Here is a 15463-nt window from a genome sequence, read left to right as displayed (position 1 = left end):
TCCTTGGCTTTGTGAGTCGGCCGCTTCCGTATCAGTCTGGTTATCGCAGATCGAGGAGCACGGCCAATGCCGGGCAAGTTTCACGCAAGCAAGGCTGCCTAGCTTCCCTCCTGCGATCTCTGTCGTTCAAACGCGTTTGGGCACACAGGCTAAGGGACAGCCATGGAACGTTACGTCGAGGATTACCAGAAGCGGCGGCTTATCGAACGTGTCGATATCATCGCTGCCATCAACATCTTGAGATCACAGGGCTGCGATTACGACGATCTGATCGAGGAGATCACCAAGGTCTTCTATGTCGATCTCGATACCTTCAATGAGATCGTCATGGCGGCCTAGGAGCCGCATTCGTCTCTCCCCGATCAGAGGCCGGTGTTGATACGCGCGATCAGCCTGCGCGCCTGAACGCAGAGGCGGTGACGCGGTTGCGGCCTCCGCGTTTGGCGTCGTAGAGCGCCTTGTCGGCGGCGTTGAGCACCTTGTCGAAACCGAGGCCTTCCTTGGTGCCGAATGCAAATCCGGCACTAACCGTGCATATCAGCGAACCCGTCTCGGTTTCGATGCAGTGCGCGGCGAAAGCTCCCCGTATGGCCTCGGCGGTGGCCTCCACCGTTTCGGGCAAGGTCCGCTTGAGCACCAGCGCGAATTCCTCGCCGCCCATGCGCGCGGCGACGTCGGCCGGGCGGAGATTGCCGGCGAGTTCCCGTGCGAACACCTTCAGCACCTCATCGCCGGCGGCGTGGCCGAATTCGTCGTTGATGGCCTTGAAGTTGTCGAGATCGAAGACGACCACCGCCGTGAAGGCGCCGACCGGCGCATCGCCGTGCAGGTCGAACAGGGCGCGGCGGTTGAGCAGGCCGGTCAGCGGGTCGGTCAGGGCATTGTGGCGGTGATGCCGGGCAAGGCGTCCTTGGTTCAGGGCCAGGGAAAGCGCCCCGATGCCGGTCATGCTGGCGATGACGATGATGAGGCTCAGTTCCTCGGCCCAGTTGCTTGGCGCATGTCCAAGGACCAGCTTCCCCTCCGAGGCTAGAACCATGGCGCAGAGAGCGAACGATGCGGCCGTGGCCGAATAGAGCGCGGTGATACCGATCGTCAGGGCAGGGGCTTCGTCGCGGCCTTTCCAGTATTCGACCGCCGTTGCGAATAGAAGCAAGGCGGCGAAGGCATTTTCGAACATGAAGCCCAGCCCGTCATAGCCTAGAGCCATCGGAGGCAACGTCACGGCCAGCGAAATGGCGCTGCCAAACGCCGTTCGCGGCACTGGCGAGCCGCCGGTTCTGAACTGATAGGCCGCGCCCAGCATTGTCGAGAAACCGAGCAGGAGGAAAGCCAGCGTGGCGATGCCCAGCAGGCGCCCGGGCATTTCGATATAGGCGTCATAGACGAAAATATCGCCGACCACGAACACCAGGCTGGTCGCCCATGTCAGCAGGAATCTCTCCGAGCGAGCGGTCAGCCACATGCCAAACAATGTCAGGCTCAGGCAGGCAGCGGAAAAACCGACAGCCAACAGAAGTGAAGTGTAGTCGAGCGACATGCCCCTCGTCCTTGCCCGCGGCGGCCCAAATCTGTGACTGGTTCAGCTGGATTCATGCAGCAAGGAGGTATCGATAAGGTTACGACGATGGCGAAGATGCCATGATTCCGCTGCGTCAGGGCACCGGCTGACCCTGGTCCACCCGCTTCATCAGTGCCATGGCGCCGAACGGCGCGCGCACCTTGCCCTCGGTGATGAAGTAGACGAACACGTCGCGCGGCTTGACCGGCGCATCGATCGAAGGATCAGCACGTCGGAGATCGCTGGGCACCTTGCCTTCCGCCCAGACCTTTGCCCGCGCGGCCCATTCATCGAGGCCCTTCGGCGTGTAACAGTCGGGATTGTCGTCACTGCCGGTCTGCAGCCGCGCATAGACGAAATCGGCGGTGACGTCGGCGATATCGGGATATTTGGCATGGTCGGCGTAGACGATCGCGGCCTTGTATTTTCGGGCAAGTGCTGCGAATTCCGGCACGACAAAACTGTCGTTGCGGACTTCGAGCGCATGGCGCAGCGCAACGCCGTCCTGCTTTTCCGGCAGCAGTTTCAAAAAGGCTTCGAAATCGTCCGGATCGAATTTCTTGGTCGGCGCGAACTGCCACAGGATTGGCCCGAGCTTTTCGCCGAGTGCGGCAACGCCCGAGCCGAGGAAGCGCATCATCGATTCGCCGGCCTCGCCCAGCACGCGCCGGTTGGTGACGAAGCGGTTGCCCTTCAGCGAGTAGACAAAGCCGTCCGGCGCCTCGTTGGCCCATTTGACGAAGGTCGGCTCCTTGAAGCTGGAATAGTAAGTGCCGTTGACCTCGATGCTCGGCACCTGGCGAGTGGCGTAGTTCAGCTGCTTGGCCTTGGAAAGCTTGTCGGGATAGAAGGACGTATCCCAGGGCTCGAAGGTCCAGCCGCCCATGCCGGCGCGGATTGTTCCCGATGTGCTCATTGTCATCCTCCCAAATGCCGAAAAAGATCAGGCCGCGGTGGTCTTATCGACGGTTTTGGCCATGTCGACGAGCACCCATCCAGGCCGATAGGGATTGGGCCGGCGACCCGTTTCGTGGAAACCATAGGCCAGATAGAGTGCGATGTTCCGCTCCATCCTGGCGTTGGTGTAGAGTCGGACCTCGGGCAGGCCCCACAGGCGTGTCTGTTCATCCGCGTGTTTGAGCAACGCAATGCCGAAGCCTTTGCCCTGGAAGGCGGGCGACACCGCGACGGAGAAAATCATCGCGTGATCGTCGTGCCGTTCCAGTGTGAGCACTCCGGCAATTTCGCTGCCGCTCTCCAACACCCACACCTCGCCGCCCTCAATGCGCGGCGCATAGTCCTCGGTGACCGGGATCGGCGGTGCGCCTAACAGTGCGGTGTAAGGCGCATAGGCGGCTTCGGTCAGCGAGATGACGGTTTGGAGATCATCGGCAAGCGCTCTTCTGATTGTCATTCAAAAGCTCTCCAAGCGCCAACCGGTCCGATCACTCCGCCGCTTCGCGCTTGCCTCCGGGGCGCCGCTCCAGAAGCTCCTTGAGGAACTGGCCGGTGTAGCTGCGCTTTTCGCGCACGATCGCTTCCGGTGTGCCCTGTGCGACCAGTTCGCCGCCGCCGTCGCCGCCTTCGGGACCGAGGTCGAGCACCCAGTCGGCGGTCTTGATCACTTCGAGATTGTGCTCGATGACCACCACCGTGTTGCCCTGGTCGACCAGTTCGTGCAGCACTTCCAACAGCTTGGCAACGTCGTGGAAATGCAGGCCGGTGGTCGGCTCGTCGAGGATGTAGAGCGTCTTGCCTGTCGCCTTTCGCGACAGTTCCTTGGCGAGCTTGATTCGCTGCGCCTCGCCGCCGGACAGCGTCGTCGCCTGCTGGCCGATGTGGATGTAGCCGAGGCCGACCTGCTTCAGCGTGTCGAGCTTGTCGCGCACGCCGGGCACGGCGGCGAAGAAGTCAACGCCTTCCTCGACCGTCATGTCGAGCACGTCGGCGATCGACTTGCCCTTGAACACGACATCGAGCGTCTCTCTGTTGTAGCGCTTGCCATGGCAGACGTCGCAGGTGACGTAGACGTCGGGCAGGAAGTGCATCTCGATCTTGATGACGCCGTCACCCTGGCAGGCCTCGCAGCGGCCGCCCTTGACGTTGAAGGAGAAGCGTCCTGGCTGGTAGCCGCGCGCCTTGGCTTCCGGCAGGCCGGCGAACCAGTCGCGGATCGGCGTGAAGGCGCCGGTATAGGTGGCGGGATTCGAACGCGGCGTGCGACCGATCGGCGACTGGTCGATGTCGATGACCTTGTCGAGGAATTCGAGGCCCTCGATGCGGTCGTGGTCGGCCGGGTGTTCGCGCGAGCCCATGATGCGGCGCGAAGCAGCCTTGAACAGGGTTTCGATCAGGAAGGTCGACTTGCCGCCGCCCGACACGCCGGTGACGGCGGTGAAGGTGCCGAGCGGGATTTCGGCGGTGACGTTCTTCAGATTGTTGCCGCGCGCGCCGACGATCCTCAGGCGGCGGTTCTTCTTCGCTTCGCGCCGCACGCCGGGCGTCGCCACCTCGAGCGCGCCCGACAGATATTTGCCGGTGATCGAATTGGGATTGGCCATGACCTGCTGCGGCGTGCCCTGGGCGATGATCTCGCCGCCATGGATGCCGGCGGCCGGGCCCATGTCGACGACATAGTCGGCATGCAGGATGGCGTCCTCGTCATGCTCGACGACGATCACCGTGTTGCCGATATCGCGCAGGTGCTTCAGCGTATCGAGCAGACGGGCATTGTCGCGCTGATGCAGGCCGATCGACGGTTCGTCCAGCACATAGAGCACGCCGGTGAGACCGGAGCCGATCTGCGACGCCAGCCGGATGCGCTGGCTCTCGCCGCCCGACAGCGTGCCGGAATTGCGCGACAGCGTCAGGTAGTCGAGCCCGACATCGTTGAGGAAGCGCAGCCGCTCGCGGATCTCCTTGAGCACGCGCACCGCGATCTCGTTCTGCTTGTCGTTGAGCGACGCGGGCAGGTCGGTGAACCACTGGTCGGCCTTGCGGATGGAAAGCTCGGTGACTTCGCCAATGTGCCTGCCGGCGATCTTCACCGCCAGCGACTCGGGCTTCAGCCGATAGCCCTTGCAGACCGGGCAGGGCGTGGCCGACATGAAGCGCTCGATCTCCTCGCGCATCCAGGCGGATTCGGTCTCTTTCCAGCGCCGCTCCAGATTGGGAATGACGCCTTCAAAGGTCTTGGTGGTCTTGTAGGAGCGCAGGCCGTCATCATACTGGAAGGTGATTTCGCGCTCGCCCGTGCCGTGCAGGATAGCTTCCTGGGCCTCTTCGGACAAATCCTTGAACTTGTCGCCAAGCTTGAAGCCATAGGCCTTGCCCAGCGCTTCCAGCGTCTGCGCGTAATAGGGGGAGGTCGATTTCGCCCACGGGCTGACGGCGCCGTCGCGCAGCGAGATGTTCTCGTCCGGCACGATCAGATTGCCATCGATGGCGCGCTGGCTGCCGAGACCGTCGCAGGTCGGGCAGGCGCCGAACGGGTTGTTGAACGAGAACAGCCGCGGTTCGATTTCCGGAATGGTGAAGCCGGAGACCGGGCAAGCGAACTTTTCCGAGAACAGGATGCGCTCGTGCGTCTCGTTCTTCGACTTGTTGACCGAATCCTCGCCGGTCTGGCTGGAATCGAGCGGCTTGTCGGCGAATTCGGCCACGGCAAGCCCGTCGGCCAGCTTCAGCGCCGTCTCGATGGAATCGGCAAGCCGCGTTGCGAGATCGCCGCGCACGACGATGCGGTCGACAACGACGTCGAGGTCATGCTTGTACTTCTTGTCCAGCGCCGGCACGTCGGCGATTTCGTAGAAGACGCCATCGACCTTGACGCGCTGAAAGCCCTTCTTCTGCAGTTCCAGCAATTCCTTGCGGTACTCGCCTTTGCGGCCGCGCACCATCGGCGCCAGGATGAACAGGCGCGTGCCTTCCTCGATCGCCAGCACGCGGTCGACCATCTGCGAAACCGTCTGGCTCTCGATCGGCAGGCCGGTGGCCGGCGAATAGGGGATGCCGACGCGGGCGAACAGCAGCCGCATATAGTCGTAGATCTCGGTGACGGTGCCGACCGTCGAACGCGGGTTCTTCGAGGTGGTCTTCTGCTCGATGGAAATGGCGGGCGACAGGCCGTCGATCTGGTCGACGTCGGGTTTCTGCATCATTTCGAGGAATTGCCGCGCGTAGGCCGACAGGCTTTCGACATAGCGGCGCTGGCCCTCGGCATAGATCGTGTCGAAGGCAAGCGATGACTTGCCGGACCCCGAGAGGCCGGTCATGACAATCAGGCTGTCACGCGGCAGGTCGAGATCGACATTCTTCAGATTGTGTTCGCGCGCCCCGCGAATGGAAAGATATTTATGGTCGGCCATAGCCGGTCGCCGCCTCAGAATCTGGAATTTCCTGGAATGGCGGGTTTTCCCGGCCATCCCCTATGTAGGTAGTTTTGCCGCCACGTCGAGAGACGCCACAATTCCCGACAAAAGCGTTTAAGCGTCTTTCGCGCGAACGGGCAAGCGGAAAGAACAAAGGCCGAACACGCTCCTGACAAAGCTGTGCAAAAGCTGACTTGCACGTAACCTCCCGGCGATCACGTTTTTCGGTAACCGGCTATTGATGGTTGACGCGACGGACTCAGGGGCGCAGTCTCCAGCAGTCAACGAAGCCGGCCGTCTTTCGATGGCCTCGCCGCCCAGAGGCGGCCTGCGAGACGCCGCAGGCATTGCGATTTGTGCTTCGGATTGACAAACAGTCGCAACGGACAGAGGAGCGGAGCTATGACGCCACCGGATCGTCCCCTGGGGTTCCAGTTGTCACTGGAGCCGCGGCAGGCATAAGTGCCAGGGTTTAGCGTCTGCGCCACCCGGCAAACCGTGACCTGCCATAGCCACTAAAAATCAGAAACTGCTAGTCGGATCGTCGGCTGAATGCCGCGTTGCATCCGAAATCAAACGCCGGCAGTACACTCCCGGCAAAATTGGATTTGAGATCCAAAAAGGCCCCGTCCGTTTGCGCAAAGCACGGCGGGGCCGTTTTCATGTGCGGATTGTCTTGTGGGTGACAGCCGCAGCGCGACACGCGCTGTCAGTGGCGCGGCGGCCCGATCGAACCGGCGCCGACATCGACGGTGATGCTGCCGGAAATCCTGACATCCGTATCGCCGATCTTGAACTGACCGTTGCCGTTGCTGGGAAACGCGTCATCGGGTTCGGGCTTGGGAGCCGGCGTGGCGATGCGGTAGCCACCGGTCACGCCGGGCAGGGCGCCTTTTTGCGTCGACGGCGAACTGTCCTCGGCAAAAGCCGCGCCGCTGATGAAGACCGCAATGGCGAGGGCAGCAACGGCGATGACGCGGTGCAATGATCTGGACTGATGAGTGTCGGTCATCCCAAGACTATAGTGGCGCGCCGCCGATGGAACCAGACCGGCATCGTCAAATCTTCGACAGCCGGACGGACTCCGATCCGGCCCTGGCTTACGCCGCCTTTTTTCGCGTGTCGAAAACATGGTCGACGATGCCCCATGCCTGGGCCTCGCGGGCGGTCATGAAATGGTCGCGGTCCAGCGTGCGTTCCACCTCTTCATAGCTGCGGCCGCAATGCTGCGCGTAAAGTTCGGCCATGTGCCGTTTCGTCCGGCCGATGCGCTCGGCATGGCGCTGGATGTCGGAGGCCTGGCCCTGGAACCCACCCAGCGGCTGATGCAGCAGGATGGTGGCGTTCGGCAGGGAAATCCGGCGCCCCGGTGTGCCTGCCATCAGCAGGAACGAGCCCATCGATGCGGCAAAGCCCATGCATACGGTCGACACCGGGCAGCTGATATATTGCATCGTGTCGTAGATGGCGAAGCCGCTGGTCACCACGCCGCCCGGCGAGTTGATGTAGAGCGAGATCTCCTTGTCGGGATTGTCCGATTCCAGCGACAAAAGCTGCGCGCAGACCAGTGCCGAGATGTCGTCGTTGATCTCGCCGTTGATGAAGACGATACGCTCGCGCAGCAGCCGCGAAAAGATGTCGAAGGCGCGTTCGCCGCGGCTCGATTGCTCGATGACCATCGGCACCAGACTGGCAACACCGCTCATTGTCTCTCTCCGTCCGTTTTGTTTTCAGGCCGCGCGAAGCAGGAGGCGAGGCATGTTTGCGGCGATTGGCTTAGATGACCTGTTCGCATCGAGCGAAACCCGGCAGCCGGCGCCTGCCATGGCGACGGCAGGCATGGCCTTGCGGCCAAAGCCGTCATGGACGACACGCAGATGCGTACCGCCGGAAACGGTTCGGGCAAGTGTGAAGGTGACGGTACTGTCGAGCGGATCCTGCCTAGCTGCGTCGCCCGGCTGCTCCCGCCAGGAATAGCGCAACAGCCGTTCGGGCTCGGCGTCGAGGATTTCGCATTCGATCGGCGTGTCCGGCCCGGCGAAGGCAAAACGGTTGCCGATCTCGGGGGTGATGTCGTTCGGCATCATCCAGGCGGCGAGCAGCTCCGGTACGGTCAGGGCCCGCCACACCTTTTCCGGCGGCTCGGCAAGGTCGTACTCGAACTCGAGCGCATCCGCGGCGTCGCTTCGGCCCTCGTTGGTCGTTGATCCCGCCTTCTTCATTGATCCATGTCCTTCAAAACCGCCTTCAGCCTTTCGATGCGTTCCGGCCAGAAGGTCCGGTAGCGCTCGATCCAGGAGAGCAGGGGGACAAGCCCCTGCGGATCGGCGCGGTAATAGGCGTTGCGGCCGGCTCGCCGCTCGACCACCAGGCCTGCGCCACGCAGCACCGCCAGATGCTGCGACACCGCGGGCTGCGACACCGTCATACCGGTGCGCAATTCCGACACGCTCATCTCGCCGGCGGCCAGCCGCTCAAAGACGGCGCGGCGCGTCGGGTCGGCCAGTGCGCGAAAAATCTCTGCTTCGATCATGCCAAAAGCATAAGTGCATACTTATTGGTTTGGCAAGCGGTCTTTTCAAACCCATATGATCGGCTTCGGCATTGCTGCCATTCCTTGACAATAAGCAGCGATGCGGATAAGAACGAAAAGGGAACAAAAACCTTGTGGGTAAAGGCAGCCATGGCAAGCGGCGATCGCCTGCAGCCTGTAAGGTGCTGCGACAAAAATTTGTTTCGGATGAGCGCGGAGAAATATCATGGCGGGTAGCGTCAACAAGGTCATTCTGGTCGGCAATCTCGGCGCGGATCCCGAAATCCGTCGCCTGAATTCGGGCGAGCCGGTCGTCAACATCCGCATCGCCACATCGGAAAGCTGGCGCGACAAGAATTCCGGCGAACGCAAGGAAAAAACCGAGTGGCACAACGTCGTCATCTTCAATGAGGGCATCGCCAAGGTGGCGGAGCAGTATCTGAAGAAGGGCATGAAGGTCTATGTCGAGGGCCAGTTGCAGACACGCAAATGGCAGGACCAGACCGGCGCCGACAAGTACACGACGGAAGTCGTGCTGCAGAAATTCCGTGGCGAGCTGCAGATGCTCGACGCGCGTGGACAGGGCGAAGGCGGTCAGGTCGGCGGCTATACCGGTGGCGGCAGCAGCCGTGGTTCCGATTTCGGCCAGTCCAGCCCGAGCGAAGGCTTTAATCGCGGTGGTGGCGCTCCCAAGGGCGGTGGCGGTGGCGGTTCGTCGCGCGAACTGGACGACGAGATTCCCTTCTGATCGCAACAGCAGATGTTATTTTTGGCTTAAGTCAAACATTGCGCCCCGAGAGTCCCTCATGGACTTTCGGGGTTTTGCATTGTCGAATTGAACGCTGACTTGGCGGTCAACGAAATACGGCGAAGGACGAGTTCGATGAAAGCACGCGTAAAATGGGTCGAGGAGCGGACCTTCGTCGGTGAATCCGGCAGCGGTCACAAGGTCGTGCTCGGAACCGCATTCGGACCGGAAGGCAGGACGCCGGGTCCAAGCCCGATGGAGCTGGTGCTGATCGGCACCGGCGGCTGTTCGGCCTATGATGTCGTGCATATCCTCGAAAAAGGGCGTGAGGCGGTCGAGGACTGCGTGGTCGAGCTTGATGCCGACCGGGCGGAAACCGAGCCAAGAGTATTCACCCGCATCCATATGCATTTCGTCGTCAAGGGCAGGGCACTCTCCAGCGACAAGGTGAAACGGGCAATCGACCTTTCGATCGAAAAATATTGCTCGGCCTCAGCGATGCTTGCCAAGACCGCCACGCTTACCCACGATTTCGAGGTCATCGATACGACGGCGAAATAGGACCGCCTTCGGGATTCTCGTCGCGTCGGCCTGTCAGCCGGCCATCAGCGCCTTGATGCCGTCGGCGACGAACTGCACGGCCAGTGCCGCCAGGATGACGCCAAGCAGACGGGTCAGGATCGAGCGGCCGGTCTGGCCGAGGATGCGATCTATGCGTTCCGACAGCACGAACACCAGATAGGTGATGGCGAGGCAGACGAAGATGATGCCGACCAGCGCCGCCTGCGCGGCAAAGCCTTGAAACGAGCCGGAAAGCAGCACCGTCGCCGAAATGGCGCCTGGGCCGGCGATCAGCGGGATCGCCAGCGGGAAGGCGGCGATGTTGTGGATCATGTCCTTGGTGATGGCGACGTCGCCGATCTTTTCCTTGCGGTCCTGCCGGCGCTCGAACACCATCTCGAAGGCGATGAAGAACAACAGGAAACCACCTGCGACGCGGAAAGCCGGCAGCGTGATGCCGAACACCGACAGGATCGAGGCGCCGGCAACCGCAAACAACGCCATCACCAGGAAACCAATGATCGAGGCACGGACCGAGACCTGCTGGCGCTCCTCGCGGTTCATGCCGCGCGTCACGGCGAGGAACAGCGGCGCCAGCCCGGGCGGGTCGATGGTCACGAGAATGGTGACGAAAGCATTGAACAGGCTGTCGAAACTCGGCATCTCTGACCCTCCCGCCGGGCCGTGCCCGGACAGAATATGTAGAGCAAAGCTCGTTCGGTGGGAACCGTTCGTGAGAAAGTGGTTGATGCGGGACAGAGGGCAGCGCGAAGGATCGCGACGCTTTTATTCTGGGCTGCTGCAATCCTCGGAGATCAAACCGCTCGCCGCGCCAGGAACTCGACTTCCAGCCGCCATGTCGCGCCATTGTCTAGCGAGCGTTCGCCCAGCCAGCGGAAGCTGTTTTCGGTGATGCGTGAAAAGCTCCAGCGTACCGAGCTGCCGGTGCCGTCGGCGCCCACTTGCACGATCGTGTCACCCTCGGCGCGGCCGAGCTGGCGGCTGAAATACTGGTTGCGCGGGTCGCTCCAGAAGATGTGCCAGGCATCCGCGCCGGGATCATAGACACGTAGCGTCGTGCCGTAAAAAGTCCATGTGCCCAAGGATGGCGATGGACCGGCGCCCCGCGCGGGCAGGATCCAGACGTCCTGGATCGCCCGGCCTTCCAGCACCCAGCCGAAATGCACCTCGCCATGCCCTGTCAGTACCGTACCGTCCTCAAGGTGGCGCGAGGCGTCGAAAGTCCAGGAGCCGACGAAGCGGCCGTAAAGGCTCAGTTTTTCGGCAAGCTTTTCGATCGGTCCGGGGCTATGCAGGGCATTGGCAAAGGGGGATTGATCGAACATGGTTGTGGCCTCTTCTTGTCAGGAGACTGGGAGGGAGTAGGCGGTGATGGGATTCTGGGCTTGGGAAAAATTGCTATATTCCGGTCATGACAGCGATCACGCATACGCTCGCATCCGGACCCGGCTGGCATGTAACGGATGTGATCTGCACGGCTAGCTCCGGCGACCGGCCGTTCGAGGAAGCGCATCAGGATTTCTGCGTCGCTGCGGTCACCAGCGGCACGTTCCGCTACCGCGCCCAACAAGGCACGGCGATGCTGGCGCCCGGCGCGCTCCTGCTCGGCAATCCCGGCACATGTTACGAATGCGGGCACGAGCATGGCAGCGGCGACCGTTGCCTCTCGTTCCATTTCAGGCCGTCCTACATGGAACGGATCGCGGCTGGCGTGCCGGGCGCCAGGAAACTGGCCTTCGAGACGGCGCGCCTGCCGCCTTTGCCGGTCCTGGCGCCACTCCTGGCCGAGGCGGAAACCGCGCGCGAGATGGCCGACATCGACGCCTTCGAGGAACTTTCCCTGCGCTTGGCCGGTGCTGCCGTGGCTACAGCCTCTGGCGCTACGCATGTCGGGCGCGCGCCGAGCCGCCGCGATCAGAAACGGGTAGCCGAGGCGGTGCGGCGGATCGAACTGGACGCCGACGGATCGGTCTCGCTTTCAGCGCTTGCCGATGAAACTGCGACCAGTCCGTATCATTTCCTGCGCATCTTCCGGCAGGTGGCGGGCATGACGCCCTATCAGTTCTTGCTCAAAACACGGCTGCACAGGGCGGCGGTGCGGTTGCGCATGTCGGACGATGCGGTCTCGGCGATCGCCTTCGAGGCCGGTTTCAACGATCTGTCGACCTTCAATCGTCGGTTTCGGCGGATCATGGGGGAGACGCCGCGCAACTATCGCACCCACCGTGGCGCATAGGCCGTTTCTGCTTCGTCAATCGGCCCCGTGCCCGCAAAGGCAGACACGCAGGCTTTTGCGTCAGGGCGGCGAAAACTGCCTTGGCCATATCGTCGCAATCAGCGGTATCCATTTGAAATTACCACCGAAAATGACACTGGAAAAGTGCCGTGAAGGTTGGAGTTTCGGGCTTGCTTCCTATATAAGCACCAAGTGATTCCTGATTAGATTGTGATCCGATTTGACCGACCAGAAGACACCGCGCGGCGCCGACGGCGGCCCCACCGGCATCGAGCCGATATCCATCGTCGAGGAGATGCAGCGCTCCTATCTCGATTACGCCATGAGCGTGATCGTCAGCCGTGCGCTGCCGGACGTGCGCGACGGCCTGAAGCCGGTGCATCGCCGCATTCTCTTCGCCGCCCATGAGAGCGGCTACCACTGGAACCGCAAATATGTGAAGTCGGCGCGTCCTGTCGCCGACGTGATGGGTAAATACCATCCGCATGGCGACGCCTCCATCTATGACGCCTTGGTGCGCATGGCACAGGACTGGTCGCTGCGCGTTCCGTTGATCGACGGGCAGGGCAATTTCGGCTCCATCGACGGCGATCCGCCTGCGGCGATGCGCTACACGGAAGCACGGCTGACCAAGGTCGCGCACGAGCTTTTGGAAGACATCGACAAGGACACCGTCGATTTCCAGGACACGTACGATGCGTCGGGCAGCGAACCGAAGGTTCTGCCGGCCCGGTTTCCCAACCTTCTGGTCAACGGCTCGGGCGGCATCGCCGTCGGCATGGCGACCAACATCCCGCCGCACAATCTCAGCGAAATCTGCAACGGCGCCATCGCCCTCATCGACAATCCGGCGATCGACCTGCCGGCGCTGATGGAGATCATTCCGGGACCGGATTTCCCCACCGGCGGCATCGTGCTTGGCCGTTCGGGCATCTACAACGCCTATTCGACCGGTCGTGGCTCCATCGTCATGCGCGGCAAGGTCAACATCGAACAGCGCGGCAACGACCGCGAGTCGATCATCATCACCGAGGTTCCCTACCAGGTGAACAAGTCGTCGATGATCGAGAAGATGGCTGAACTGGTGCGCGACAAGCGCATCGAGGGCATTTCCGATATTCGCGACGAGAGCGACCGCCAGGGCTACCGCGTCGTCATCGAGTTGAAGCGCGACGCCGTTGCCGACGTCATCCTCAACCAGCTCTACCGCTTCACGCCGCTGCAGACCTCCTTCGGCGCCAATATGGTGGCACTGAATGGCGGCAAGCCGGAAGTGATGAACCTGACCGATATGCTGAAGGCGTTCGTCGCCTTCCGTGAGGAGGTGATCACAAGGCGGACGAAATTCCTGCTGCGCAAGGCGCGCGACCGCGCCCATGTGCTGGTCGGTCTCGCCATCGCCGTCGCCAACATCGACGAGATCATCAAGCTGATCCGCACCGCGCCGGATCCGCAGACGGCGCGTGAGCAGTTGATGGAGCGGCGCTGGCCCTCTGGCGACGTCGAATCGCTGATCCTTCTGATCGACGATCCGCGCCATCGCATCAACGAGGACGGCACCTACAATCTGTCCGAGGAACAGGCGCGCGCCATCCTCGAACTGCGCCTGCAGCGCCTGACCGCGCTCGGCCGCGATGAGATCGCCGACGAGTTGAACACGATCGGCGCCGAAATCATCGATTACCTGGACATTTTGTCGTCCCGCGCGCGCGTCCAGCAGATCGTCAAGGACGAGCTTGCCGCCGTGCGCGACGAGTTCGGCACGCCGCGCCGCACCGAGCTTACCGACGGTGGCTCGGACATGGAAGACGAGGATCTGATCCAGCGCGAAGACATGGTCGTGACGGTGAGCCATTCCGGCTACATCAAGCGCGTGCCGCTGTCGCTCTACCGGGCGCAGCGTCGCGGCGGCAAGGGCCGCTCCGGCATGTCGACCAAGGAAGAGGATTTCGTCACCCGGCTGTTCGTGGCCAACACCCATACGCCGGTGCTGTTCTTCTCCTCGCGCGGCATCGTCTACAAGGAAAAGGTCTGGCGGCTGCCGATCGGCAATCCGCAGTCACGCGGCAAGGCGCTGATCAACATGCTGCCGCTGGAGCAGGGCGAGCGCATCACCACCATCATGCCGCTGCCCGAGGACGAGGCCAGCTGGGGCGAACTCTACGTGATGTTCGCCACCACGCGCGGCACCGTGCGCCGCAACGATCTATCCGACTTCGTCCAGGTCAACCGCAACGGCAAGATCGCCATGAAGCTGGAGGAAGAAGGCGACGAGATCCTCGGCGTGGAGACCTGCACCGACAAGGACGACGTGCTGCTGACCGCCAGTTCCGGCCAGTGCATACGCTTCTCCGTCGGCGACGTGCGCGTCTTCCAGAGCCGCAATTCGGTCGGTGTGCGCGGCATAACCATGGCCGAGACCGATCGCATCATCTCGATGTCGGTGATCGAGCATGTCGATGCTTCGCCGGCGGAACGCGCCGCTTACCTGAAGCGCGCGGCGGCAGAGCGGCGTCTTGCCACGGAAACGGCCGGCGAAGAGGAAGAGATCGCGCTGACCAATGAGGAGATCGGCGAGGAGACGGAGCTTTCCGACAGCCGATACGAAGAGCTCAAGGCGCACGAACAGTACGTGCTGACGGTGACCGAATTCGGCTACGGCAAGCGTTCGTCGTCCTACGATTTCCGCCTGACTGGACGCGGCGGCAAGGGCATCCGCGCCACCGACGTGTCGAAGGCGGCCGAGATTGGCAGGCTGGTGGCGACGTTCCCGGTCGGCAATGACGACCAGATCATGCTGGTGTCGGACGGCGGCACCGTCATCCGGGTGCCGGTCAACGGCATTCGTTTCGCCAGCCGCGCCACCAAGGGCGTTACCATCTTCAACACGGCTGAAGGCGAAAAGGTGGTTTCGGTCGAGCGGATCTCGGAACCGCAAGCGGACGAAGAAAGCGAGGAGACGGTCGAGGGCGGTGCCGATGCCGCTACGGCGCCTGATGCCGGTCCGGACGGTGCGGACTAAGTCCGGAACCCAGGTGTTGACATAGCAACGCCGGCCAGTTGGCCGGCGCGGCAGCAAGTTCAGGCTTTATCAGTAGTGGCGATATGGCTTGCGCGGGCCGAAGCCTTCGAAGCGCTTGGTGTTTGCCTTGACGCGGATGCGTTGCGCCTCCTGATGCAGCCCAAATACGGTGGCGATCAGCATGGCGACGGTCATTGCGGTGGCGAGCATGTAGATCAGCATGTGCGTGTTCTCCTGCGCCTAACAACGGATAGATGGGATTTTGGTTTCATCTTATTAAGGTGCAACCTAGTGAACGCTGCGTGAAGGCTTCGTGATCAGCGTGTTCATCTGTCGTTCATGTGTCGGAAAAGGTTCACGGCCGGCGCGCCGATCGGATTTGCCTTTGCGAGAGAGGCTCGCTAGAAGCAC

At 62.2% G+C, this 15463-nt stretch carries 16 protein-coding genes; 5 read left to right on the top strand and 11 right to left on the bottom strand.

Annotation, left to right across the window (positions count from 1 at the left end):
- Positions 1 to 162: 162 nt before the first annotated feature.
- A complete protein-coding gene (locus tag MESCI2_RS1000000136730; protein WP_081738697.1) occupies positions 163 to 339 on the top strand; it encodes a hypothetical protein in 177 nt (58 codons plus the stop codon).
- Between the two features lie 49 nt (positions 340 to 388).
- Here MESCI2_RS1000000136730 and MESCI2_RS0111520 read toward each other — a convergent pair whose 3' ends face one another.
- From MESCI2_RS0111520 to MESCI2_RS0111485, 8 genes are all read right to left on the bottom strand, one after another.
- Positions 389 to 1540 carry a GGDEF domain-containing protein gene (locus tag MESCI2_RS0111520; protein ID WP_027036730.1) on the bottom strand — a complete coding sequence of 384 codons (1152 nt, stop codon included), beginning with the start codon at positions 1538 to 1540 and terminating at the stop codon, positions 389 to 391.
- Between the two features lie 115 nt (positions 1541 to 1655).
- Positions 1656 to 2477, bottom strand: a complete 822-nt coding sequence (locus MESCI2_RS0111515; RefSeq protein ID WP_027036729.1) for a DUF72 domain-containing protein — start codon at positions 2475 to 2477, stop codon at positions 1656 to 1658.
- 27 nt (positions 2478 to 2504) lie between these two features.
- Positions 2505 to 2975 carry a GNAT family N-acetyltransferase gene (locus MESCI2_RS0111510; RefSeq protein ID WP_027036728.1) on the bottom strand — a complete coding sequence of 157 codons (471 nt, stop codon included), beginning with the start codon at positions 2973 to 2975 and terminating at the stop codon, positions 2505 to 2507.
- A 31-nt stretch (positions 2976 to 3006) separates the two neighbouring features.
- Positions 3007 to 5928: an excinuclease ABC subunit UvrA gene (gene uvrA / locus MESCI2_RS0111505; protein WP_027036727.1), complete on the bottom strand. Its 2922-nt coding sequence runs from the start codon at positions 5926 to 5928 to the stop codon at positions 3007 to 3009.
- 712 nt (positions 5929 to 6640) lie between these two features.
- Positions 6641 to 6943, bottom strand: coding sequence for a hypothetical protein (locus MESCI2_RS0111500; protein ID WP_027036726.1), 303 nt, complete (start codon positions 6941 to 6943; stop codon positions 6641 to 6643).
- An 88-nt stretch (positions 6944 to 7031) separates the two neighbouring features.
- On the bottom strand, positions 7032 to 7637 hold the full coding sequence (locus MESCI2_RS0111495) for an ATP-dependent Clp protease proteolytic subunit (protein ID WP_027036725.1): 606 nt from the start codon (positions 7635 to 7637) through the stop codon (positions 7032 to 7034).
- A gap of 24 nt (positions 7638 to 7661) precedes the next feature.
- On the bottom strand, positions 7662 to 8153 hold the full coding sequence (locus MESCI2_RS0111490) for an SRPBCC family protein (protein WP_027036724.1): 492 nt from the start codon (positions 8151 to 8153) through the stop codon (positions 7662 to 7664).
- A complete protein-coding gene (locus MESCI2_RS0111485) occupies positions 8150 to 8464 on the bottom strand; it encodes an ArsR/SmtB family transcription factor (protein WP_027036723.1) in 315 nt (104 codons plus the stop codon). Before MESCI2_RS0111485 ends, MESCI2_RS0111490 begins: the two co-directional genes overlap by 4 nt.
- Before the next feature lie 226 nt (positions 8465 to 8690).
- On the opposite strand from MESCI2_RS0111485, the gene MESCI2_RS0111480 reads away from it, so the two are divergent.
- Complete coding sequence (locus MESCI2_RS0111480; RefSeq protein ID WP_027036722.1) at positions 8691 to 9212, top strand: single-stranded DNA-binding protein; 522 nt, start codon at positions 8691 to 8693, stop codon at positions 9210 to 9212.
- A gap of 135 nt (positions 9213 to 9347) precedes the next feature.
- Positions 9348 to 9773, top strand: coding sequence for an OsmC family protein (locus MESCI2_RS0111475; protein ID WP_027036721.1), 426 nt, complete (start codon positions 9348 to 9350; stop codon positions 9771 to 9773).
- 33 nt (positions 9774 to 9806) lie between these two features.
- Here MESCI2_RS0111475 and MESCI2_RS0111470 read toward each other — a convergent pair whose 3' ends face one another.
- The gene (locus MESCI2_RS0111470; RefSeq protein ID WP_023670949.1) at positions 9807 to 10436 is read right to left on the bottom strand and encodes a MarC family protein; all 630 of its coding nucleotides are present in this window, start codon (positions 10434 to 10436) and stop codon (positions 9807 to 9809) included.
- A 152-nt stretch (positions 10437 to 10588) separates the two neighbouring features.
- Entirely contained in the window at positions 10589 to 11119 is a 531-nt protein-coding gene (locus tag MESCI2_RS0111465; protein ID WP_027036720.1) for a hypothetical protein, read from the bottom strand.
- An 86-nt stretch (positions 11120 to 11205) separates the two neighbouring features.
- Between MESCI2_RS0111465 and MESCI2_RS0111460 the strand changes: the two genes are divergently transcribed.
- Positions 11206 to 12030, top strand: coding sequence for a helix-turn-helix transcriptional regulator (locus MESCI2_RS0111460; RefSeq protein WP_027036719.1), 825 nt, complete (start codon positions 11206 to 11208; stop codon positions 12028 to 12030).
- Between the two features lie 220 nt (positions 12031 to 12250).
- On the top strand, positions 12251 to 15052 hold the full coding sequence (gene gyrA / locus MESCI2_RS0111455; RefSeq protein WP_027036718.1) for a DNA gyrase subunit A: 2802 nt from the start codon (positions 12251 to 12253) through the stop codon (positions 15050 to 15052).
- 69 nt (positions 15053 to 15121) lie between these two features.
- Here gyrA and MESCI2_RS1000000136725 read toward each other — a convergent pair whose 3' ends face one another.
- On the bottom strand, positions 15122 to 15274 hold the full coding sequence (locus MESCI2_RS1000000136725) for a hypothetical protein (protein WP_081714296.1): 153 nt from the start codon (positions 15272 to 15274) through the stop codon (positions 15122 to 15124).
- Positions 15275 to 15463: the final 189 nt, after the last annotated feature.

Source organism: Mesorhizobium ciceri WSM4083 (genome assembly GCF_000519305.1).
GTDB lineage: Bacteria > Pseudomonadota > Alphaproteobacteria > Rhizobiales > Rhizobiaceae > Mesorhizobium > Mesorhizobium ciceri_B.
This window is presented reverse-complemented; position numbering and strand designations above follow the sequence as displayed.

Excerpts from the sequence above, each read along its gene's own strand:
- MESCI2_RS1000000136730 (WP_081738697.1), top strand. The coding sequence starts at position 163 with ATGGAACGTTACGTCGAGGATTACCAGAAGCGGCGGCTTATCGAACGT.
- MESCI2_RS0111520 (WP_027036730.1), bottom strand. The coding sequence starts at position 1,540 with ATGTCGCTCGACTACACTTCACTTCTGTTGGCTGTCGGTTTTTCCGCT.
- MESCI2_RS0111515 (WP_027036729.1), bottom strand. The coding sequence starts at position 2,477 with ATGAGCACATCGGGAACAATCCGCGCCGGCATGGGCGGCTGGACCTTC.
- MESCI2_RS0111510 (WP_027036728.1), bottom strand. The coding sequence starts at position 2,975 with ATGACAATCAGAAGAGCGCTTGCCGATGATCTCCAAACCGTCATCTCG.
- uvrA (WP_027036727.1), bottom strand. The coding sequence starts at position 5,928 with ATGGCCGACCATAAATATCTTTCCATTCGCGGGGCGCGCGAACACAAT.
- MESCI2_RS0111500 (WP_027036726.1), bottom strand. The coding sequence starts at position 6,943 with ATGACCGACACTCATCAGTCCAGATCATTGCACCGCGTCATCGCCGTT.
- MESCI2_RS0111495 (WP_027036725.1), bottom strand. The coding sequence starts at position 7,637 with ATGAGCGGTGTTGCCAGTCTGGTGCCGATGGTCATCGAGCAATCGAGC.
- MESCI2_RS0111490 (WP_027036724.1), bottom strand. The coding sequence starts at position 8,153 with ATGAAGAAGGCGGGATCAACGACCAACGAGGGCCGAAGCGACGCCGCG.
- MESCI2_RS0111485 (WP_027036723.1), bottom strand. The coding sequence starts at position 8,464 with ATGATCGAAGCAGAGATTTTTCGCGCACTGGCCGACCCGACGCGCCGC.
- MESCI2_RS0111480 (WP_027036722.1), top strand. The coding sequence starts at position 8,691 with ATGGCGGGTAGCGTCAACAAGGTCATTCTGGTCGGCAATCTCGGCGCG.
- MESCI2_RS0111475 (WP_027036721.1), top strand. The coding sequence starts at position 9,348 with ATGAAAGCACGCGTAAAATGGGTCGAGGAGCGGACCTTCGTCGGTGAA.
- MESCI2_RS0111470 (WP_023670949.1), bottom strand. The coding sequence starts at position 10,436 with ATGCCGAGTTTCGACAGCCTGTTCAATGCTTTCGTCACCATTCTCGTG.
- MESCI2_RS0111465 (WP_027036720.1), bottom strand. The coding sequence starts at position 11,119 with ATGTTCGATCAATCCCCCTTTGCCAATGCCCTGCATAGCCCCGGACCG.
- MESCI2_RS0111460 (WP_027036719.1), top strand. The coding sequence starts at position 11,206 with ATGACAGCGATCACGCATACGCTCGCATCCGGACCCGGCTGGCATGTA.
- MESCI2_RS1000000136725 (WP_081714296.1), bottom strand. The coding sequence starts at position 15,274 with ATGCTGATCTACATGCTCGCCACCGCAATGACCGTCGCCATGCTGATC.